This window comes from Pseudomonas sp. PS01300 (assembly GCF_029960155.1).
GTDB lineage: Bacteria > Pseudomonadota > Gammaproteobacteria > Pseudomonadales > Pseudomonadaceae > Aquipseudomonas > Aquipseudomonas palmensis.
The window spans coordinates 1-21,333 of sequence record NZ_JASCPN010000017.1 but is presented as its reverse complement, the minus strand read 5'-3'; the positions used below and the strand labels follow the sequence as shown (position 1 = coordinate 21,333).

The following is a 21,333-nucleotide window of genomic DNA, read 5'->3' as shown; positions in this document are numbered from 1 at the left end:
AGCGCGGCCGCGACCGATGCCGGGGTGTCAGCACAGACGCTCGAACGACAGCGAGCGCCAGCTCCCCACATCCAGGCCCTCCTCCGGCGCCATGTGGGCCCCGCGCACGAAGCTGAAAGCCTTGCGCATATCGCCCTGGTGGACCAGCCGATGCTCCCCTTCGGACTCGCTCAGCAGCGTGTAGGAGTGCTTGCGCATGGCCCTGTAGCGGGCATCGTCGCGGTCCATGGCATCCAGGTAGTCGGCCACCTGCCCTTCGCTCAGCTCAAGGCGTTTTTGCAGCGTCACGCCCCAGCGGGTCAGGCAGGTTTCGGCAAAATGGCGCACGATCAGGCCCGGGTCGGGCAGCTCGTTGCCGGCACTGGCGCCATCGGCCGAGGCATTGCCCACCAGCGTGGCGTGGCGTCCTGGCAGCGGAAAGATGTGGACACGGGTATCGGGATAGGTGGACGGGATGACGCAGGCGAAGCCCTTGGAGCGCTCGTCGCGAGAAAAGAAACCCACGTACTCCTTCACGTTGGTGCGCAGGTGCAGGCGGTGTGGCTGCAGGTTGTTGATCCCGGGCACGGGGTCGATGGCAAAGATGTTCACCGGCACGTGGGCCAGTTGCGGGTCGTCGGCCATGGCGTTGGCGAGCATGTGGGCACTGATGCCGCCGCGGCTCCAGCCCACGATGTTGACCTGATCGGGAATCAGGCCGTCCTTGCGGTGCATGCGGATGATGCCTTCCTGGAGTTGCTGCGGGGTCACGCCGCGGTCGCCATAGTCGTACTGGCGCCAGAACCAGGAACCTTCCTTCTTCACGTCCTCGATCGGCACGCCGGCTGACTTCAGGCGGTTGTAGTCCTGCTCGGTGAGTTTTTCGCGCTGCCAGGTGCAGGAGCCCTTGATGACCTGCAGGGCGTGGGCCACGTTCTGCTCCCAGCCGGCGCCGAACAGGGTGCCGGTGAGGCCGTATTCCTTGTTTTCGATGAACAGGTCATCGGCCTGCAGGTTGCCGCTGCCCGGGCCGTCGATGGCGATCCAGTTGGCGAACTCGCGGCCCTGGTCGTTGGAAGCAAGGGTGGCGACCAGTTCGCCGTTCCAGAAATTGGGGTTCTGGTCATCGAAACGGTGCGATCCGGTGCCGCAGAAGTAAACGGTCAGAATGCTCATGGCGGTGTGCTCCTTGGGGTTGGGGAGCCGTCACGCTAGCAATGCCGGGGGTTGCGTGTTCAGCGGGGAGTGGTGCCCGGGTGGGAGGGATTGCCGGCCGTTGGCATACACCGATCCAGAGGCGCTCAGGCTTTTGATCTGCTTTTGATCTTCTGGCCCTTCAGGAGGCCGAGTGGAGCGCCTGCGTAGTGGGGTGTAGGGCCATGGATGGCCCGGAAAGTGCCGACGGGCAGGGACGCCCGTGCGGCGCGGCCCCCGGAGCAGGTGCGGAGCGAGGGGACCCGGAGCGAAGCGTAGGGCCGTATGCAGGGCCCAGCCTTTTTGGTTACTTTTGGGGCGTTTGCCAAAAGTGACCCGCTGTAAGAGCGGAAGGCGCCGCTCGCAGCGCTATCCATGTCGGATAATCACACCGACATGAAAATCGACAATCATGTGCTTATCCAGCATGGATATCGACACTTAGGGCCCCTTCCGCTCTTACAGCGGCTTACTTTTTTCTTGGAAAAAGTAAGCAAAACCGCTCCGTCCAGCATCCGGCCCTACGCTTCGCTACGGGTCCCCTCATTCCACCCACGCTCCGTGGGGCCGCGCCGCACGGGCGTCCCTGCCCGTCGGCACTTTCCGGGCCATCCATGGCCCTACACCCCACTACACGCGGGCTCCATTCGGCCTCCTGAAGGACGGAAAGATCAAAAGCAAAAGCAAAAGCAAGAGCAAGAGCAAGAGCAAGAGCGGGAGCGGGAGCGGGAGCGAAGCCGTTTCTGAAGGGCAAAAAAAACCCCGGCACCTTTCGGCCCGGGGTCTCTTTCAACACATCAGATCAATGCGCGTAGGTCAGCAGCAGTTCGGTCGGCACCTTGGTGTCCAACGACATCATCACGCTCAACGCAGTGATGGTGAAGATGGAAAACACGAACAGCTTGCGCGCCCACAGGCGATCATCCACAGCCTTGTAGCCGGTCCAGGCCATGTACAACCAGTACATGCCCATCGCCGCGGCCACGGCCATGTAGCTCATGCCGGCATAACCACCGATGGTCAGCATCAGGGTCGCTACCAGGAACGCCACGATGTACCAAAGGATGTGTTTCTTGGCCACCAGGATGCCACGCTTGACCGGCAGTACCGGAATCGAGGCCGCCAGGTAGTCGTTGAAGCGGAAGATCGCGATCGCATAGGAATGCGGCATCTGCCACAGGCTGAACATCACCAGCAGGGTCAACGCAGCCAGGTCGAAGCTGTTGCTCACGGCGCAGTAGCCGATCACCGGAGGCATGGCACCGGACAGGCTGCCTACCAGGGTGCCGTGCACCGATTTGCGCTTCAGGTACAGGCTGTAGAAACCCACGTAGATGATGAACCCGATCAGGCCGAACAACGCTGCCAGGGCATTGGCCTGCACGTACAGCAGGCCAAGCCCGGCCACCCCGAGCAGGGTGGCGTAGGCCAGCGCGATCTTCAGCGAGACCTGCCCTTGAACCATCACACGGTTCTTGGTGCGCTCCATCTTGATGTCGATGTCACGGTCGATGCAGTTGTTGAACACGCAACCGGACGCCACCACCAGCGAAGTGCCGATCACCGTGGCCAGGAACAGCATGAAGTCCACATGCCCTTGCGCGGCAAGGAAGAAACCGCCTGCCACAGAAAGCACGTTACCGAAAATGATCCCCGGTTTGGTGATTTGGATAAAGTGCTTAAAGGACATGCCGTCTTACCTCACTTCGCCATCATGCTGGTGTGGATGCTGAACATGATCCACAGCGACAGGCCGACCAACAGTGCAATGACCAACCCGGTGAACAGGAAGGCGCTGACGTTCTCACGCTGCTCTGGCGAACGGTCCAGGTGCAGGAAGTAGTACAGGTGCACGACGATCTGGATGACCGCGAAGGCCACCACGATCAGTACGGTCATGTCTTTGGGCAAGGTCGGGTACATCACCAGACCGAACGGGATCAGCGTCAGGATCACCGACAGTACGAAGCCGATTGCGTACGACTTCACGCTGCCGTGGCTGCCCTCGGCGTGCTCGTTATGTGCGTTAGCCATTTACAGAACCCCCAGCAGATAGACAACGGTGAATACGCAGATCCAGACCACGTCCAGGAAGTGCCAGAACAGGCTCAGGCAACCCATGCGGGTCTTGGCCGAACCGGTGATGCCCTTCTTCTGGATCTGGTACATCATCACGGCCATCCAGATCAGACCACCGGTCACGTGCAGACCGTGGGTGCCGACCAGGGCGAAGAAGCCCGACAGGAAGCCGCTGCGCTGCGGGCCGAAGCCTTCGCTGATCAGCAGGTGGAACTCGTTGACTTCCATGACGATGAAGCCAAGGCCGAGCAGGAAGGTGACTGCCAGCCAGGCCAGTACACCGTTCTTGTTGCCCTTGTACATCTGCAGCATGGCGAAGCCGAAGGTGATACTGGAGAACAGCAGCAGCGCGGTTTCAGCCAGTACATACGGCAGTTCGAAGATGTCGTGACCCGACGGGCCGCCGGCAAAGTTGCCGGACAGCACCGCGTAGGCTGCGAAGATCGACGCAAACAGGATGCAGTCGGTCATCAGGTACAGCCAGAAACCGAATACGGTCATCTGGCCCGAGTCGTGGTGTTCTTCGTGCCCATGGTCGTGACCATGAGCAGCATCAGCATTGATTACATGACTGGACATTGATTAAACCCGTTCAAACGATTCGACAGGCGCACCGACTGGCGAGCCGGTAGCCAGACCGAGGTGCTTCAGACGCTCACCTTCGATACGTGCCACTTCCTCGGCAGGAACCATGTAGCCCTGGTCGTCACGCGCAGCGTGAGCAACGAAGACAGCGATGGTGCCGATCAGGCCGACCGCGGCCAACCACCAGATGTGCCAGATGGTGGCGAAACCGAAGACGGTCAACAGCGCGCCCATATACAGACCGGTAGCGGTGTTGTTCGGCATGTGGATCGGTGCGTACTGGGCCGGAGCCTTGTAGGCGATACCGGCGCGCTTGGCTTCGGTCCATGCGTCCAGGCCGACTTTTTCCGGCATGGTGGCGAAGTTGTAGAACGGCGGTGGCGACGAGGTCGACCATTCCAGGGTGTGCGCATTCCATGGGTCGCCAGTGACGTCCATGTTGTCCTTGCGATCGCGGATCGACACGTACAGCTGGATCAGCTGGCAGGCGATACCGAACAGGATCAGCACGGCACCGACCACGGCCACGTACAGGTACGGTTCCCAGGCAGGGTTGTCCGAGTGGTTCAGACGACGGGTCATGCCCATGAAGCCCAGTGCGTACAGCGGCATGAAAGCCACGTAGAAACCGGAGATCCAGAACCAGAAGGCAGCCTTGCCCCACTTCTCGTTCAGGGTGAAACCGAAGGCTTTCGGGAACCAGAAGGCGAAGCCGGCAATGTAGCCGAACACCGCACCACCGATGATCACGTTGTGGAAGTGAGCGATCACGAACAGGCTGTTGTGCAGCACGAAGTCAGCACCAGGTACGGCCAGCAGTACGCCGGTCATGCCGCCGATCGAGAAGGTCACCATGAAGCCCAGGGTCCACAGCACTGGCGCGGTGAAGCGCAGACGGCCCTGGTAGATCGTGAACAGCCAGTTGAACAGCTTGACCCCGGTCGGGATCGAAATGAGCATGGTCGCCAGACCGAAGAAGGTGTTGACGCTGGCGCCCGAACCCATGGTGAAGAAGTGGTGCAGCCATACGCCGAAGCCCAGAACCGAGATCGCACCCGAGGCGTAGATCATCGACTTGTGGCCGAACAGGCGCTTGCCGGTAAAGGTCGAGATGACTTCCGAGAACACGCCGAACGCCGGCAGGATCAGGATGTACACCTCAGGGTGACCCCATGCCCAGAACAGGTTGACGTACATCATCGGGTTCCCACCAAGCTCGTTGGTGAAAATGTGGAAGTCCAGATAACGGTCAACGGTCAGCAGTGCCAGGGTCGCGGTCAGGATCGGGAACGAAGCCACGATCAGGATGTTGGCCCAGGTGCAGGTCCAGGTGAAGATCGGCATGTCCATCAGCTTCATGCCAGGGGCGCGCATTTTCAGCACGGTGGCCAGGAAGTTGACACCGGTCAGCGTTGTCCCCAATCCGGATATCTGTAGCGCCCAGATGTAGTAGTCGACACCGACCCCAGGGCTGTACTGGATACCCGCCAGCGGTGGATAGGCCACCCAGCCGGTCTTGGCGAACTCGCCCACGCCCAGGGAGATGTTGACCAGCGCAACGCCGGACACCAGCAGCCAGAAGCTCAGGGAGTTGAGGAACGGGAAGGCAACGTCACGTGCACCGATCTGCAGAGGCAGGGCCAGGTTCATCAGGCCGGTGAAGAATGGCATCGCCATGAAGATGATCATGATCACACCGTGAGCGGTGAAGATCTGGTCATAGTGTTCAGGAGGCAGATAGCCCTCGGCGCCGCCAGTGGCCATGGCCAGCTGGGTACGCATCATGATGGCGTCGGCAAAGCCGCGCAGCAGCATGACCATCGCGACGATGATGTACATCACCCCGATCTTCTTGTGGTCGACCGACGTCAGCCACTCGGTCCACAAGTAGGTCCACTTGCGGAAATAGGTGATTGCAGCAACCAACGCGAGACCGCCGAGCGCGATCATGGCGAGGGTCACCATGACTATCGGCTCGTGATACGGGATCGCGTCCAGACTAAGTTTACCGAACATCTTTTACTCCTCTGCCCCAGCAGCTGAATGCATACTCACGTCCATCGCTTCGGCCGCTTCTTTGTGCTCTTTCTTCTCGTGCACCACCGGCTTGCCACGGTTCATGCCCTCGTACTTGTCGACGATGGACTGGAACATGTTTTCCGGGGCCACGCTGTAGAGCGCAACCGGGTTGTTTTCGCTAGGTTTGGCCAGAGCCTCGTAGGTGGCCTTGTCCAGTTGTTGCGGCGACTGCTTGACCTCGTTGACCCACGCCTCGAAATCTTCCTGGGACGTGGCGATCGCCTTGAACTTCATGCCGGTGAAGCCGGCACCGCTGTAGTTGGCGGAGATCCCGTCGAACTCGGCGTTCTGGTTGGCAATCAGGTGCAGCTTGGTGGTCATGCCCGCCATCGCGTAGATCTGGCCGCCCAGGCCCGGGATGAAGAACGAGTTCATCACGGCGTCGGAGGTCACGCGGAAATTGACCGGGGTGTTGGCCGGGAAGACGATCTTGTTGACCGTGGCAATACCCTGTTCCGGGTAGATGAACAGCCATTTCCAGTCCAGCGCGACCACGTCGATCTGCACCGGCTTCACGTCGGAATCCAGTGGACGGTACGGGTCCAGCTTGTGGGTGGAGAGGTAGGTGACATAACCCAGGGCGATGATGATCAGCACCGGGATGGACCATACGGCCACTTCGATCTTGGTCGAGTGCGACCAGTCAGGGGTGTAGGTGGCAGCCTTGTTGGAGGCGCGATACTTCCACGCGAACGCGATCGTCATGAAAATGACAGGAATCACCACCAGCAACATCAGGCCGGTAGCGATCAGGATCAGGTTCCTTTGCTCAATGCCGACCTGGCCCTTCGGGTCGAGCAGGGTCCAGTTGCACCCACTGAGTAAAAGCATGCCTAAAAAGGGCAGAATGCCAAACAGTCTGGGGTAACGCTTTTTACTCATCTCACGACCTCTAGAGCAGCTTGCTTCAATGCAATTTGTGTTTTGGTCGCCAACACTTCGTCCTGCCAAGCGTCAGCATTTATGGGATCGAATACGGTCACGCCGGAATTCAGCTGCGGCTGCTCGGCAGAACCGGTGTGCAACGGTGCTTATTGTTTTGACTTCGTAGGCAATCAGGCCTGTTTACAGACCAATTCCATTTGGTGCGGAAAATCACGGGAGGGGGGTCAGCCCGGCATCGCCGCAGGCGATGCTCGTCAGAGTCACGAAAGGGGCCGGAGCTCCTTTAATCCTGCAACTCGCAAGCGGTGCCGAACGGAAATTGGGGGCGATTGTAGTGACGTAACATGGCCATGACTATGACTTATTGAGCAACAGTCCTTTACAGAAAACGTAACAATAGCGCAGCAAAAATCAATTTCGCGACAGTTTGTCGCACCCCTGGCTGTAGCCCTGAAATGCCCGTACCGCAAGGGTTGGGACTTGATCCAGGTCAACCTGGAGGCGACTTCTTCGGAAAATTCTCAAGCCCTGAGCACTTGCCTCGACACGGGACTTTTGTCTAACGCTGGCGACGGTTGCGGTAGATGCCCAGCGGCACCAGCACGGCGGTCAGCACGAAGGCCAGCAGCGCCCATTGCGCCAGCGACAGCCCCAGCACCGGCGGGTACGGCGTCGAGCAGAAACCATCCACCTGGAACACCAGCGGCAGCACCGAGGCCAGCGGCAGGCCGTCGACGATCGGCTGCAGTGTGTCGATGCCGCAGCTGACGGCCGGGTTGGCCAGAATGTAGGCGTGGTTGCCCGCTGCAGCAATGCCGCCGATGGCGCTCAGCACCACCAGGGCCTCGAACAGCGTGAGGCTGCGCCGCCCGGGCATGGCCGCACCGATGAAGGCGAACAGGGCGATGAACAGCAATGCATAGCGCTGCAGGATGCACAGTGGGCACGGTGCCTCGCCCAGCACGATCTGCATGTACAGGGCACCGCCGATCAGCGCCAGGCAGATGGCGCCCAGCAGTACCAGAAAGCGCCGTTCCCGATTCAGGCGCTGCGTTAGATCGTTCATTCCCGTTCCCTTCACTAGATAGGTGGCTCAAGCCTGGGCGCAATTCTACACGCCGACCATGACCACAGGGAGTGAAGGTTAAACCGATTAAAAGAAGATTAAGGTCGGCAGCTTAGCCGGCGCCTGCAGCACATACGCTTAGCTGCAGGCGCCGGCATTGCCGGCGAACAGGCCCCGGCCCTTACTCGAGTGCCGCCGCCGGCCCGAAGAACTCGTAGCGGCTCTGCTGCTCCGGCACCCCCAGGGCCTTGAGCTGACGCCTGATCGCCGCCATGAAGCCCTTGGGCCCCAGGAAGTACGCGTCCAGGTCACGCTCGACCGGCAGCCACTGCGCCAGTTGATCCTGGCTCAGCAGCCCCACGGCGTCGGCCGGCAGGCTCACCCCGTCATCCTCGGCGTAGCAATAGAAGCGCTTGAGCTGCGGATGACGCGCCGCGCGTTCGTCCACCCAGTCGCGAAACGCATGCACCGCACCGTTGCGCGCGCAATGAATGAAGTGCACCAGGCGACCGCTGGCCAGGGCCGCGTCGAGCATCGCCAGGGTCGGGGTGATCCCTACCCCGCCGCTGATCAGCACCAGCGGCTTGTCGCTGGCGCTCAGGGTGAACTCGCCCGCCGGCGGGAACAGCTCCAGGGTATCGCCCACCTGCAGGTGCTCATGCAGGTAGTTGGACACCTTGCCGCCCGCCTCGCGCTTGACGCTGATGCGGTACTCGCGGCCGTCACCCAGCGCCGACAATGAATAGTTGCGCCGGTGCTCCTGGCCATCGATCTGCACCTTCAGGCCCAGGTACTGACCGGGCTCGCCCTTGAGAACCGGGCCGCCATCGAGCGGGGCGAAGTGAAACGAGACGATCTCGCTGCTCTCCTGCACCCGCGCCGCCAGCCGGAACGCCCGCGCACCGCGCCAGCCACCCGGTGCCTGGGCCTTCTGCTGGTACAGGCCCTCTTCGGCGCCGATCAGGATATCGGCCAGTTGCTGGTAGGCCGCGCCCCAGGCCGCGATCACCTCGGGGGTGGCGATCTCCTTGCCGAGCACCTCTTCGATGGCACGCAACAGGCAGGCGCCGACGATCGGGTAGTGCTCGGGCAGGATCTGCAGCGCCACGTGCTTGTTGATGATCTGGTTCACCAGGCCGCCCAGTTGCTCGAGCTGGTCGATATGGCGTGCATACATCAGTACGCCATTGGCCAGCGCCCGCGGCTGGTCGCCGCTGGCCTGGTTGGCCTGGTTGAACAACGGACGCACCTCGGGGTATTCGCTGAGCATCAGTTTGTAGAAATGCGTGGTCAGCGCCTCGCCGCCGCTTTCCAGCAGCGGAACGGTGGCTTTGACGATGGCACGATCTTGGGCATTGAGCATGGGTAACTCCCGGGCCTTATGGCTTCTGGATAATCTGCCCGGGTTGTTTCAGCTTTCGTGCCAACTATTAAATCCATATAAATCAATAGCTTGAATATTTTTGAGTCAAATTGACCACAGCCCTGCTAGAGTCATAAAGACTCGAAGGAGTCATCATGACCGCAAAATCCCTGCTTACCGCACTGCTGCCCCTGGTCAGCGACCTGTCTCGCGAGCTGCCCGAACGCGAACGCTACCGTCGCCTGCTCGAAGCCATGCGCGCCCTGTTGCCATGCGACGCCGCCGCGCTGCTGCGCCTGGATGGCGAATGGCTGGTCCCCCTGGCGGTGGACGGCCTGAGCCCCGACACCCTGGGCCGGCGCTTCAAGGTCAGCGAACACCCGCGCTTCGCCGCCCTGCTCAGCCGCAGCGAGCCGACCCGCTTTGCCAGCGACAGCCAACTGCCCGACCCCTACGACGGCCTGGTCGAGGGCCTGCACCAGCACCTGGAGGTACACGACTGCATGGGCTGCCCGCTGTTCGTCGACGAACGGCCCTGGGGCCTGATCACCCTCGATGCGCTGGCCCCGGAGCGCTTCCAGCAGGTCGAGCTGGACGCCCTGCAGGCCTTCGCCAGCCTGGCCGCCGCCACGGTCAACGTGGCGCAACGTATCGAACGCCTGGCCCTGCGCGCCGAAGACGAACACCAGCGCGCCGAGATCTACCGCCAGGCCAGCGGCCAGCAGCACCAGGAACTGATCGGCCAGAGCAAGGCCCACAAGCACCTGCTCGAAGAGATCCGCCTGGTCGCCGGCAGCGACCTGACCGTACTGGTCACCGGTGAAACCGGAGTCGGCAAGGAGCTGGTGGCCCAGGCCATCCACCAGCAGTCGGCGCGTGCCGACAAGCCGATGATCAGCCTCAACTGTGCCGCCTTGCCCGACACCCTGGTCGAGAGTGAGCTGTTCGGCCATGTGCGCGGCGCCTTCACCGGCGCGGTGGGCGAGCGACGCGGCAAGTTCGAGCTGGCCAACGGCGGCACACTGTTTCTCGACGAAGTGGGCGAACTGTCGCTGGCCGTGCAGGCCAAGTTGCTGCGCGTGCTGCAAAGCGGACAGCTGCAGCGCCTGGGCTCGGACCAGGAGCACCAGGTGGATGTACGCCTGATTGCCGCCACCAACCGCGACCTGGCCGAGGAAGTGCGTGCCGGGCGCTACCGCGCCGACTTCTACCACCGCCTGAGCGTGTACCCGCTGCGGGTGCCGGCGCTGCGCGAGCGCGGGCGCGACGTGCTGCTGCTCAGCGGCTACTTCCTGGAGCAGAACCGCTCGCGCATGGGCCTGAACAGCCTGCGCCTGAGCAGCGATGCCCAGGCCGCGCTACTGGCGTACGACTGGCCGGGCAATGTGCGCGAACTGGAGCACCTGATCGGCCGCTCGTCGCTCAAGGCGCTGGGCCAGCACCCCGAGCGGCCGAAGATCCTGACCCTGGAGGCCCGCGACTTCGACCTGCCCAGCGCCGGCCCGGGCGCAGCGCCCAGCGTGGCGGCGCCACTGCCACCGCCGCCCGGCACCGACCTGCGCCAGGCCCTGGACCTGTACCAGCGCCAGCTGATCGAAGCCTGCCTGGAGCGCCACCAGCACAACTGGGCCAGTGCCGCGCGCGAGCTGGGCCTGGACCGCGCCAACCTCAGCCGCCTGGCCCGCCGACTGGGGCTACGCTGAAGTGCAGTGGCGGATTAAAGCCTGGCGTGCTCGGGTCGATAACCCGGCAGATCCCTTATTCTCTTTGCCCTGAAGGTGCCTATGGCCTCGCAAAATGCCCGCGCCGACTCGCTGTCGCTGCTGCTGTTCACCCTGCGCAGCGGCAAGCTGATGGCAATCAACCTGCTCAAGGTCAGCGAGATCATCCCTTGCCCGCCCCTGACCAAGCTCCCGGAATCGCACCCGCACGTCAAAGGCGTGGCCACCCTGCGGGGCAACTCGCTGTCGGTCATCGACCTGTCGCGCGCCATCGGCGAGCGCCCGCTGGAAGACCCCAACGGCGGCTGCCTGATCGTCACCGACATCAGCCGCTCCAAGCAGGGCCTGCACGTGCAGGCGGTAAGCCGCATCGTGCATTGCCTGAGTACCGACATCAAGCCGCCGCCCTACGGGTCGAGCAGCAAGGCATTCATCACCGGGGTAACCCAGGTGGACGGCACGCTGGTGCAGGTGCTGGACATCGAAAAGGTCATTCACGGCATTGCGCCGCCGCCGCGTGAAGTGAGCAGCAGCGAGCTGAACCCCGAAGACGCCGCCGTTCTGCAGGCCACCAACATACTGGTGGTCGATGACAGCCATGTGGCACTCCACCAGTCGGTGCTGACCCTGCGCGGCCTGGGGCTGGAATGCCACACCGCCAAGAGCGCCAAGGATGCCATCGACACCCTGCTGGAGCTGCAGGGTACCGACCGGGAGATCAACGTGGTGGTCTCGGACATCGAGATGTCCGAGATGGACGGCTACGCCTTCACTCGCACGCTGCGCGAAACGCCTGACTTCCAGCACCTCTACGTACTGCTGCACACCTCGCTGGACAGTGCGATGAACAGCGAGAAAGCCCGGCTGGCAGGGGCGAACGCGGTGCTGACCAAGTTCTCCTCGCCGGAACTCACCGATTGCCTGATCGTGGCAGCGCGGGCGGTGGCTTTCGCCGAGCGCTGAGCCGGCCCCCTTCGCCGGCAAGGCCGGCGCCTACAGGGGCCGTGATCCCTTGCCGGCGAAGAGGCCAGGACAAACGCTGAAACGCTCCTGCTCCTGCAAAAACCGATGCTCTGGCATAATCAGCGGCCTCTCCCCTCATGAGCCGCCCATCATGAAAGCCCTCACCTTCGCCCTGCTGGCCCTGTTCAGCCTCGGCGCCCATGCCTCCAGCGACCAGGCCTGGGCCGACCACGAACAAGCCCTGACCAGGGCCTGCCTCGCCGCCAGCCAGTTCAAGGATGCCCGGCCCGCCAGCAAGCCGGCCGAGTTCGACGACCGCGTCGGCTACAGTGCCCTGCTGATCAGCGGCCACTACCCGCAAAAGCACATGAAGAACCAGAAAGGCAGCGAGCTGTGCCTGTTCGACAAGCAGCGCAAGACTGCCTTCATCACCGAATGGACCCCCGCCAAACCGTGACCAGCGCTGCAACCTCACTCCAGTTCGACTGCACCGGCTGTGGCAAATGCTGCAATGGCCACCACGTTCCCCTGACCCTCGACGAAGCGCGCCACTGGGTGGCAGATGGCGGCCAGCTCATCGTGCTGGTGGAAGCCTTTCTGGCCAACGGCCTGGGCCTGCCCGACGCCCAGCGCGAGCACGCCACCCGCCGTGCCTGCGCCGTGCCCTGCGGCAGTACCCAGGCACACGTGGCCATCACCTTCGCCGCGTTCAACCCCGGCGCCTGCCGCAATCTGGATGCCGACAACCTGTGCCGCATCTATGAGCGCCGGCCGCTGGTGTGCCGCATCTACCCGATGGAAATCAACCCGCACATCCCGTTGCGCCCCGACGCCAAGGACTGCCCGACCGAAGCCTGGCAACGCGGCCCGGTACTGATCCACGGCAGCCAGTTGATGGACCGCCAACTGGCCGAGCTGATCGAGCGCTCGCGCCAGGCCGACCGCGACGATATCCACGCCAAAGTGCAGATCTGCCAGCAACTGGGCATCACCACCAGCGCGCTCAAGGGCAACGGCTTCACCGCCTACCTGCCCGACACCGGGGCGCTGCACGCCGCCCTGCATGCCCCGGACAACGCCGCGCTGGCGCCCTGGACCCTGCACGTGGAAAACCCGGCACTGGTCGAGCAACTGCATCAGGCTGGCGCCCGGGTGTGCAGCACATCGGCTGGCCACTACAGCTTCATCGGTTTCTGAGCGGCGCCTAACGGCGCTGCCAGAACTCCTCGGCCAGGCGCCGCAGGTCTTCGGCCAGGCCGGCCACGTCGCTGGCGTTGGCATGCCCGTGCTGACCGGCCACCACGCTCTCTTCGCTGGCCTGGCGAATGCTGATGATGTTGCGGTTGATGTCTTCGCTGACCAGGCTCTGCTGCTCCACCGCCGCAGCAATCTGCAGGCTCATCTCGCTGATCTGGTTGACCTGCTGGCTGATGCCGTCCAGCGCCACCGCCGCCTGCTGCGCCTGCTCGACGCTCTGCCCGGCATGCTCGCGGCTCTCGTGCATGGCCTGCACCGCATCGCGGGTGCCGCGCTGCAAGGCGCTGATCATGCGCTGGATTTCGCCGGTGGACTCGGCCGTGCGCTTGGCCAGGCCGCGCACCTCATCGGCGACCACCGCAAAGCCACGCCCCTGATCCCCCGCCCGCGCCGCCTCGATGGCCGCGTTCAGTGCCAGCAGGTTGGTCTGCTCGGCGATGCTGTGGATAACCGACAGCACCCCGGAAATTTCCATGCTGTGGCCTTCCAGGGTGTGGATAACCTCGGTGGCAGCGCTCAGTGCGCTGGCCAGTTCGAGGATGCTGCTGCGGCTGCGGTCCACCAGCTGATGACCATTCTGGGTGGCATCCTCGGCATGCTCGGCGGCCTCCGAAGCCTGCTGGGCATTGCTGGCCACCTCGGCCACGCTGGTGGTCATCTGGTTGATTGCCGCCGCCACCTGATCGGCCTCGCCCTGCTGGCCCAGGGTGGTGGTGTGGCTGTGCTGCAGGTGCTGGGCCAGCTCTGCGGTGTGGCCGGCCAGGCGCTGCGAGGTGTCGCCAATGCGCCCCACCACCGCCCCGATCTGCGCCTCGAGCATCAGCAGGGCGAACTCGATCTGCCCCACGGCGCCCGCCTTGCCGGTATACAACTGCTGGCTCAACGGGTTGTCGGCAATCGACTGCGCCCGCACCCGTAGTTGTTCCAGTGGGCGCAGCAGCACCGACACCAGCAGCGCACTGAGCCCACCGGCGGCCACCAGCTCCAGCAGCCACTGCCACGGCAGCGCCGGCAACAGCAGGCGGCTGGTGCCCAGCACCACTGCCAGCACCAGGCCTGTGCCCAGCCCCAGCTGCAACGCCAGGCCAGGGCGCGGCAGGCGTTGCCACCAGGGCAACGGGCGCTGCTGGCGCAAGCGTGCATAGCAACTTTCGGCGGCCTCCACCTGCGCCGGGGTGGGCTTGGTGCGCACCGACTGGTACTCCACCGTCTGGCCCTGGCTGGTGACCGGCGACACGAATGCGCTGACCCAGTAATGGTCGCCATTCTTGCAGCGGTTCTTCACCAGCCCCATCCACGAGCGGCCGGCCTTGAGGGTCTGCCACATCTGCGCAAAGGCCTGGGAAGGCATGTCGGGATGGCGTACCACATGGTGCAACTGGCCAATCAGCTCGTCGCGCTCGAACCCGCTGACCTTGAGAAAATCCTCGTTGGCATAGGTAATGGCGCTGGTCAGATCGGTGGTGGAAAGGATATTCGCGTCACCGGGGTAATCTACATTGCGGCCGGTCACAGGCAGATTGCTCTTCATCGAAAGCGCTCGCGTTTTTATAGGTGGAGGGGCGGCAGGGCGAGAGACTCTACGGGGCAACATTTAGTAAAACCTTGATCCAGCGCAGACTATTGGCACTTGGCCATCTGCCAGCTGACAGCGCTGACAGGTGGGCGTCACACTGCTGACCCCCAGTAGCAGCTATAACCTACTGACAGCCCTCCTTTTTCTGCCCTGGCGCCGTGCACGCATGCGAATTTCCAGCTCTCGAGTGTTTTTTTTCGGCCTGATAGCGTTGCTGCTGGGCCTGGCGCTGTACCTGACTTTCGGTCGCCACACGGCCAGCCCACCGGCCATGCCCGTGGCCACCCCGGTCAGTGTGATCCAGGTGCAGCAGCAGGATGTGCCGCACTACCTCAGCGCCATCGGCGCGGTGCAGTCGCTGCACAGCGTGCAGATCCGCCCCCAGGTGGAGGGCGTGCTGACCCGGATCCTGGTCAAGGAGGGCCAGCCGGTGCAGGCCGGTGACCTGCTGGCCACCCTGGATGACCGCAGCATCCGCGCCAGCCTCGAGCAGGCCCAGGCGCAACTGGGCCAGAGCCAGGCCCAGCAGCAGGTGGCCGAGGTCGACCTCAGGCGCTACCGCCTGCTCAGCGAAGACAACGGCATCTCGCGCCAGACCCTCGACCAGCAGCAGGCGCTGGTCAACCAGCTCAAGGCAAGCATCCTCGGCAACCAGGCAGCGATCGCAGCGGCCAAGGTGCAGTTGTCGTACACCCAGATCCGCTCGCCGGTCACCGGACGGGTGGGCATTCGCAACATCGACGAAGGCAACCTGGTGCGCACCAGCGACGCCCAGGGCCTGTTCAGCGTGACCCAGATCGACCCCATTGCGGTGGAGTTCGCCGTGCCGCAGCAATGGCTGCCGACCCTGCAGGGGCTGGTGGCCGCCGAACCCCCGGCGCCGATCCGTGCCTACCTCGAAGGCAACGGCGACAGCGGCGGCCTGCTGCTGGGTGAAGGGCACCTGAGCCTGATCGACAACCAGATCGCCGCCAACACCGGCACCCTGCGCGCCAAGGCCGCGTTCGACAATGCCCAGGCCCGCCTGTGGCCGGGGCAACTGGTGAGCCTGAAGATCCAGACCAGCATCCAGCGCGATGCGCTGGTGGTGCCCCCCGGCGTGGTGCAGCGGGGCATCGACCAGCACTTCGTGTACCGCGTCGAGGGCGACAAGGTCGCGGTGGTGCCGGTCAAGGTGCTGTATCAGGACAGCAACCTCAACGTGATCAGCGGCGTAGCGGTCAACGACACGCTGGTGGCCGACGGGCAGTCGCGGCTCAGGCCCGGCGCCCGGGTCGAGGTGCTGGCAGCCCCGCCCGCCGCGCCCGTCGGCGACGATGTTGCCGGCAGCGGTGTGCAGCCATGAGCGGGCGCAGCTCGATCAGTGCGTGGTGCATCGACCGCCCGGTGGCCACCCTGCTGCTGACCTTCGCCCTGGTGCTGCTGGGCGTGGTGGCGTTCCCGCAGTTGCCGGTGGCACCGCTGCCCGAGGCGGACTTCCCCACCATTCAGGTCAGCGCGCAGCTGCCCGGCGCCAGCCCCGAGACCATGGCCTCGTCGGTGGCCACCCCGCTGGAGGTGCAGTTCAGCGCCATCCCCGGCATGACCCAGATGACCTCCAGCAGCGCACTGGGCTCCACCAGCCTGATCCTGCAGTTCACCCTCGACAAGAACATCGACACCGCCGCCCAGGAAGTCCAGGCCGCGATCAACACCGCCTCCTCGCGCCTGCCCCAGGACATGCCGAGCCTGCCCACCTGGCGCAAGGTCAACCCGGCCGACAGCCCGGTGCTGATCATGACCGTCAGCTCCGCGCAGATGCCGGCCAACGAACTGAGCGACTACGCCGAAACCCTGCTGGCACGCCAGCTGAGCCAGATCGACGGGGTCGGGCTGGTCAACATCACCGGCCAGCAGCGCCCGGCGATTCGCGTGCAGGCCCAGCCGGAAAAACTCGCCGCCATCGGCCTGACCCTGGCCGACCTGCGCCAGGCCATCCAGCAGACCAGCCTCAACCTGGCCAAGGGCGCGCTGTACGGCGACAGCAGCGTGTCGACCCTGGCCACCAACGACCAGTTGTTCCACCCCGATGAATACGCCCAGCTCATCGTCGCCTACCGCGACGGCGCCCCGGTGCACCTCAAGGACGTGGCCACGGTCATCAACGGCGCCGAAAACGCCTATGTCAAAGCCTGGTCCGGCGACCAGGAAGGCCTCAACCTGGTGGTGTTCCGCCAGCCCGGGGCCAACATCGTCGACACCGTGGACCGGGTCATGCAGGCGCTGCCGCACCTGGAGGAAATGCTCCCGGCATCGGTGCAGGTGTCGGTGCTCAGCGACCGCACCCAGACCATCCGCGCCTCGCTGCACGAGGTGGAGATCACCCTGCTGATCGCCGTGCTGCTGGTGATCGCGGTCATGGCGCTGTTCCTGCGCCAGTGGTCGGCCACGCTGATCGTCTCCAGCGTGCTGGGGGTATCGCTGGTGGCCAGCTTCGCGCTGATGTACCTGTTCGGCTTCAGCCTGAACAACCTGACCCTGGTGGCCATCGTCATCGCCGTGGGGTTTGTGGTGGACGATGCCATCGTGGTGGTGGAAAACATCCACCGGCACCTGGAGGCCGGCGACGACAGCCGCACGGCTGCCCTCAAGGGCGCCGGCGAAATCGGCTTCACCGTGGTCTCGATCAGCTTCTCGCTGGTGGCCGCGTTCATCCCGCTGCTGTTCATGGGGGGCGTGGTGGGGCGGCTGTTCAAGGAGTTCGCCCTCACCGCCACCTCCACCATCCTGATTTCGGTGGTGGTCTCGCTGACCCTGGCGCCGACCCTGTGCGCGCTGTTCATGCGCCGCCCGCAACACCCCGAGCACGCCGCGCCGACCTTCGGCGAACGCCTGGTGGCCGGTTACGATCGGCTGCTGGTCAGGGCCCTGGCGCACCAGCGGCTGATGCTCGGGCTGTTCTTCGTGACCCTGGCCCTGGCCATCGGCGGCTACGTGGCCATTCCCAAGGGCTTCTTTCCGGTGCAGGACACCGGCTTCATCCTCGGCACCACCGAGGCCGCGGCCGACGTGTCGTACCCGGACATGGTGCGCAAGCACCAGGCGCTGGCGAAGATCATCGAGGCCGACCCTGCGGTACGCGCGTTCTCGCACTCGGTGGGGGTTACCGGCAGCAACCAGACCATCGCCAACGGGCGCTTCTGGATCGCCCTCAAGGACCCTGCCCAGCGCGACGTGTCGGCCAGTGAGTTCATCGACCGGCTGCGCCCCAAGGCCGCCCAGGTGCCGGGCCTGGTGCTGTACCTGCGGGCCGGGCAGGACATCAACCTCAGCTCTGGGCCCAGCCGCAGCCAGTACCAGTACGTGCTCAAGAGCAACGACGGCCCGGCGCTCAACCTGTGGACCCAGCGCCTGACCGAACGCCTGCACGCCAACCCGGCGTTCCGCGACCTGTCCAACGACCTGCAGCTGGGCGCCAGCGTGACCCGCATCGACATCGACCGCCAGGCCGCCGCGCGTTTCGGCCTGACCACCGCCGACGTCGACCAGGCGCTGTACGACGCCTTCGGCCAGCGTCAGATCAGCGAGTTCCAGACCGAGACCAACCAGTACAAGGTGATCCTGGAAATCGATGCACGCCAGCGTGGCAAGGCCGAGAGCCTGGCCTACTTCTACCTGCGCTCGCCCCTCAGTGGCGAGATGGTGCCGCTGGCAGCGCTGGCCAAGGTCGCGGCGCCCAGCACCGGGCCGCTGTCGATCAGCCACGACGGGCTGTTCCCGGCCGCCAACCTGTCGTTCAACCTGGCACCGGGGGTGGCCCTGGGCGATGCGGTGAGCATCCTCGAACGCACCCAGCGCGAGCTGGGCATGCCGGCCTCGATCATCGGCACCTTCCAGGGCGCGGCCCAGGCCTTCCAGAGTTCGCTGTCGAGCCAGCCGTGGCTGATCCTGGCCGCGCTGGTGGCGGTGTACATCATTCTGGGGGTGCTCTACGAGAGCTTCGTGCACCCGCTGACCATCATCTCCACCCTGCCTTCGGCGGGCCTTGGCGCACTGGCGCTGCTGTGGCTGATGGGCCAGGACTTCACCATCATGGGCCTGATCGGCGTGGTGCTGCTGATCGGCATCGTCAAGAAGAACGGCATCCTGCTCATCGACTTTGCCCTGGAAGCCCAGCGCCAGCGCGGGCTTGCGCCAGAGGCGGCGATCCACGAGGCGTGCCTGACGCGCTTTCGTCCGATCATCATGACCACCCTGGCCGCCCTGCTGGGCGCGGTGCCACTGATGCTCGGCGCCGGGGCCGGGGCCGAGCTGCGCCAGCCGCTGGGCATCGCGGTGGTGGGCGGGCTGCTGGTCAGCCAGGCGCTGACACTGTTCACCACGCCGGTCATATACTTGGCCCTGGAGCGCCTGTTCCACCGCCGCCGCAACGACCTGCCGGCGGCCCGGCCGATCGAGAACTGAGAGCCGACCATGCGCGTGCTGATTATCGAAGACGAACAGAAGACCGCCGACTACCTGCATCGCGGCCTCACCGAACAAGGCTTTACCGTGGACCTCGCCCCGGACGGCATCGAGGGCCTGCACCTGGCCCTCGAGGGCGACTACTCGGTGATCGTGCTCGACGTGATGCTGCCGGGCCTGGATGGCTACGGCGTACTGCGCGCCCTGCGTGCACGCAAGCAGACGCCGGTGATCATGCTCACCGCCCGCGAGCGCGTCGAAGACCGCATCCGCGGCCTGCGCGAAGGCGCCGACGACTACCTGGGCAAGCCGTTCTCGTTCCTCGAACTGGTGGCGCGCCTGCAGGCGCTGACCCGCCGCAGCGGCGGGCACGAGCCGGTGCAGATCCAGGTCGCGGACCTGTGGGTGGACCTGATCAGCCGCAAGGCCAGCCGCGCCGGCCAGCGCCTGGAACTGACCGCCAAGGAGTTCTCGCTGCTCAACGTGCTGGCGCGCCGCCAGGGCGAGATCCTGTCCAAGACCGCGATTGCCGAGCTGGTGTGGGACATCAACTTCGACAGCGACGCCAACGTGGTGGAAGTCGCCATCAAGCGCCTGCGCGCCAAGCTCGACGGCCCGTTCGAGACCAAGCTGCTGCACACCATCCGAGGCATGGGCTATGTACTGGAAAGCCGTGCGCACTAACTCCATCGCCCTGCGCCTGAGCCTGCTGTTCAGCCTGGTGGCGCTGGGCGTGTTCCTGTTGATCGGCGGTGCCCTGTACAAACAGGTCGACCGCAGCCTCGACCTGCTGCCGGAGGCCGAGCTGGACGCCCGCTACAGCGTGCTGGAATCGGCGCTGACCCGCTATGGCACCCGGGAGCACTGGGCCAAGATCACCAACAAGCTCAACCTGCTGAGCGAGGAAGACCGGCGTATCCGCTTCTGGGTGGTGAGTGGCGACGCGCACTACGAGTACGGCCAGCCCGACGCCGCGCTACGCGACTTTGCCGCCGGCCCGCTGGGCATGCGCGACCTGCAGCTGGAGGGTCGGCCGTACCCGTACAAGGTGCTGGTGAGCGAGCTGCCGGCGCTGGACCGGCGCCCTGCCCTGCGCTTTCTGCTCGGCATCGATACCGAAACCTTCTGGCACACCCAGCACACCCTGCTGGGGGCATTGATCAGCCTGGCGGTGATCGGCGTGCTGCTGGCCTCGGCCCTGGGCTACTGGGCCGCGCGTATCGGCCTGCGCCCGCTGCGGGCGCTCTCGGCCGAGGCCCAGCAACTGGCGCCACCGCACCTGAGCGCACGCCTGTATGCGGCCGACCTGCCGCCAGAGCTGCAACAGTTCGCCGGCACCTTCAATGCCACCCTGGAGCGGGTCGAGCAGGCCTATTCACGCCTGGAGGGGTTCAATGCCGACGTGGCCCATGAGCTGCGCTCGCCCCTGACCAACCTGATCGGCCAGACCCAGGTGGCGCTGACCCGCGGTCGCAGCGCCGAACATTACTTCGAGGTACTGCAATCGAACCTGGAGGAACTGGAGCGGCTGCGCAGCATCGTCAACGACATGCTGTTCCTGGCCAGTGCCGACCAGGGCAACAAGGCCACCGCGCTGACCAGCAGCTCGCTGGCCGAGGAAGTGGCGACCACCCTGGACTACCTGGACTACATCCTCGAGGACGCCCAGGTACGGGTGCAGGTCAGCGGCGATGCACGGGCGCGCATCGAGAAGGCGCAGTTGCGCCGGGCGCTGATCAACCTGCTCAACAATGCGGTGCAGCACACGGCCCGCCAGCAGGTGATCCAGGTGCATATCGAGCGTCAGGGCGAGCAGGTATGCATTGCCGTGAGCAACCCGGGCCCGGCCATCGAGGCCGTGCACCTGCCTCGCCTGTTCGAGCGCTTCTACCGGGTGGATGCCGCGCGCAGCAACAGCGCCGTGGGCAACCATGGGCTGGGGCTGGCGATCGTCAAGGCGATTGCGCTGATGCATGGCGGCAGCGTGTTTGCCCGCAGCCAGGCGGGGGCCAATACCTTCGGGATTCTGTTGCCGGCCTGAAGCCCCCATCGCGGGTCAAGCCCGCTCCCACAAGGGCCAGCGAACACACTGTGGGAGCGAGCTTAACCCGCGATGGGCCAAACGCTGCGCTCGACTGTTGCC

General features: G+C 64.6%; 17 protein-coding genes. 8 read left to right on the top strand and 9 right to left on the bottom strand.

The window, feature by feature from the left end:
- Positions 1 to 27: 27 nt before the first annotated feature.
- From QMX96_RS11325 to hmpA, 8 genes are all read right to left on the bottom strand, one after another.
- A complete protein-coding gene (locus tag QMX96_RS11325; protein ID WP_196932711.1) occupies positions 28 to 1,155 on the bottom strand; it encodes a hypothetical protein in 1,128 nt (375 codons plus the stop codon).
- 820 nt (positions 1,156 to 1,975) lie between these two features.
- Entirely contained in the window at positions 1,976 to 2,863 is an 888-nt protein-coding gene (cyoE, locus tag QMX96_RS11320; protein ID WP_213606946.1) for a heme o synthase, read from the bottom strand.
- Positions 2,864 to 2,874: 11 nt separating this feature from the next.
- A complete protein-coding gene (cyoD, locus tag QMX96_RS11315) occupies positions 2,875 to 3,207 on the bottom strand; it encodes a cytochrome o ubiquinol oxidase subunit IV (RefSeq protein WP_043864407.1) in 333 nt (110 codons plus the stop codon).
- A complete protein-coding gene (cyoC, locus tag QMX96_RS11310; RefSeq protein ID WP_043864406.1) occupies positions 3,208 to 3,831 on the bottom strand; it encodes a cytochrome o ubiquinol oxidase subunit III in 624 nt (207 codons plus the stop codon).
- A gap of 3 nt (positions 3,832 to 3,834) precedes the next feature.
- Positions 3,835 to 5,853, bottom strand: coding sequence for a cytochrome o ubiquinol oxidase subunit I (cyoB, locus tag QMX96_RS11305; protein WP_043864405.1), 2,019 nt, complete (start codon positions 5,851 to 5,853; stop codon positions 3,835 to 3,837).
- A gap of 3 nt (positions 5,854 to 5,856) precedes the next feature.
- A complete protein-coding gene (gene cyoA, locus QMX96_RS11300) occupies positions 5,857 to 6,798 on the bottom strand; it encodes a ubiquinol oxidase subunit II (RefSeq protein ID WP_043864404.1) in 942 nt (313 codons plus the stop codon).
- A gap of 562 nt (positions 6,799 to 7,360) precedes the next feature.
- Positions 7,361 to 7,867: a disulfide bond formation protein B gene (locus QMX96_RS11295; protein ID WP_043864403.1), complete on the bottom strand. Its 507-nt coding sequence runs from the start codon at positions 7,865 to 7,867 to the stop codon at positions 7,361 to 7,363.
- A gap of 181 nt (positions 7,868 to 8,048) precedes the next feature.
- Positions 8,049 to 9,230: an NO-inducible flavohemoprotein gene (hmpA, locus tag QMX96_RS11290; protein WP_088515291.1), complete on the bottom strand. Its 1,182-nt coding sequence runs from the start codon at positions 9,228 to 9,230 to the stop codon at positions 8,049 to 8,051.
- A 155-nt stretch (positions 9,231 to 9,385) separates the two neighbouring features.
- On the opposite strand from hmpA, the gene norR reads away from it, so the two are divergent.
- The 4 genes from norR (at position 9,386) to QMX96_RS11270 (ending at position 13,111) form a co-directional block, all read left to right on the top strand.
- Positions 9,386 to 10,933, top strand: a complete 1,548-nt coding sequence (gene norR, locus QMX96_RS11285) for a nitric oxide reductase transcriptional regulator NorR (RefSeq protein ID WP_236177018.1) — start codon at positions 9,386 to 9,388, stop codon at positions 10,931 to 10,933.
- Positions 10,934 to 11,014: 81 nt separating this feature from the next.
- Positions 11,015 to 11,914: a chemotaxis protein gene (locus QMX96_RS11280; protein ID WP_043864400.1), complete on the top strand. Its 900-nt coding sequence runs from the start codon at positions 11,015 to 11,017 to the stop codon at positions 11,912 to 11,914.
- Between the two features lie 151 nt (positions 11,915 to 12,065).
- The gene (locus QMX96_RS11275) at positions 12,066 to 12,371 is read left to right on the top strand and encodes a hypothetical protein (RefSeq protein WP_043864399.1); all 306 of its coding nucleotides are present in this window, start codon (positions 12,066 to 12,068) and stop codon (positions 12,369 to 12,371) included.
- The gene (locus tag QMX96_RS11270) at positions 12,350 to 13,111 is read left to right on the top strand and encodes a YkgJ family cysteine cluster protein (RefSeq protein WP_229589518.1); all 762 of its coding nucleotides are present in this window, start codon (positions 12,350 to 12,352) and stop codon (positions 13,109 to 13,111) included. Before QMX96_RS11275 ends, QMX96_RS11270 begins: the two co-directional genes overlap by 22 nt.
- A gap of 7 nt (positions 13,112 to 13,118) precedes the next feature.
- Here the strand turns inward: QMX96_RS11270 and QMX96_RS11265 are convergent, their stop codons facing one another.
- Positions 13,119 to 14,702, bottom strand: coding sequence for a PAS domain-containing methyl-accepting chemotaxis protein (locus tag QMX96_RS11265; protein ID WP_282361801.1), 1,584 nt, complete (start codon positions 14,700 to 14,702; stop codon positions 13,119 to 13,121).
- A 211-nt stretch (positions 14,703 to 14,913) separates the two neighbouring features.
- Here QMX96_RS11265 and QMX96_RS11260 point away from each other — a divergent pair, with 211 nt between their 5' ends.
- From QMX96_RS11260 to QMX96_RS11245, 4 genes are read left to right on the top strand one after another with little or no spacing between them, the layout of a single operon-like run.
- Positions 14,914 to 16,092, top strand: coding sequence for an efflux RND transporter periplasmic adaptor subunit (locus tag QMX96_RS11260; RefSeq protein WP_282361800.1), 1,179 nt, complete (start codon positions 14,914 to 14,916; stop codon positions 16,090 to 16,092).
- Complete coding sequence (locus QMX96_RS11255; RefSeq protein ID WP_043864395.1) at positions 16,089 to 19,190, top strand: multidrug efflux RND transporter permease subunit; 3,102 nt, start codon at positions 16,089 to 16,091, stop codon at positions 19,188 to 19,190. Before QMX96_RS11260 ends, QMX96_RS11255 begins: the two co-directional genes overlap by 4 nt.
- Positions 19,191 to 19,199: 9 nt before the next feature.
- Complete coding sequence (locus QMX96_RS11250) at positions 19,200 to 19,874, top strand: heavy metal response regulator transcription factor (protein ID WP_282361798.1); 675 nt, start codon at positions 19,200 to 19,202, stop codon at positions 19,872 to 19,874.
- Complete coding sequence (locus tag QMX96_RS11245; protein WP_104572934.1) at positions 19,849 to 21,231, top strand: heavy metal sensor histidine kinase; 1,383 nt, start codon at positions 19,849 to 19,851, stop codon at positions 21,229 to 21,231. Before QMX96_RS11250 ends, QMX96_RS11245 begins: the two co-directional genes overlap by 26 nt.
- The last annotated feature ends 102 nt before the right edge of the window (positions 21,232 to 21,333 follow it).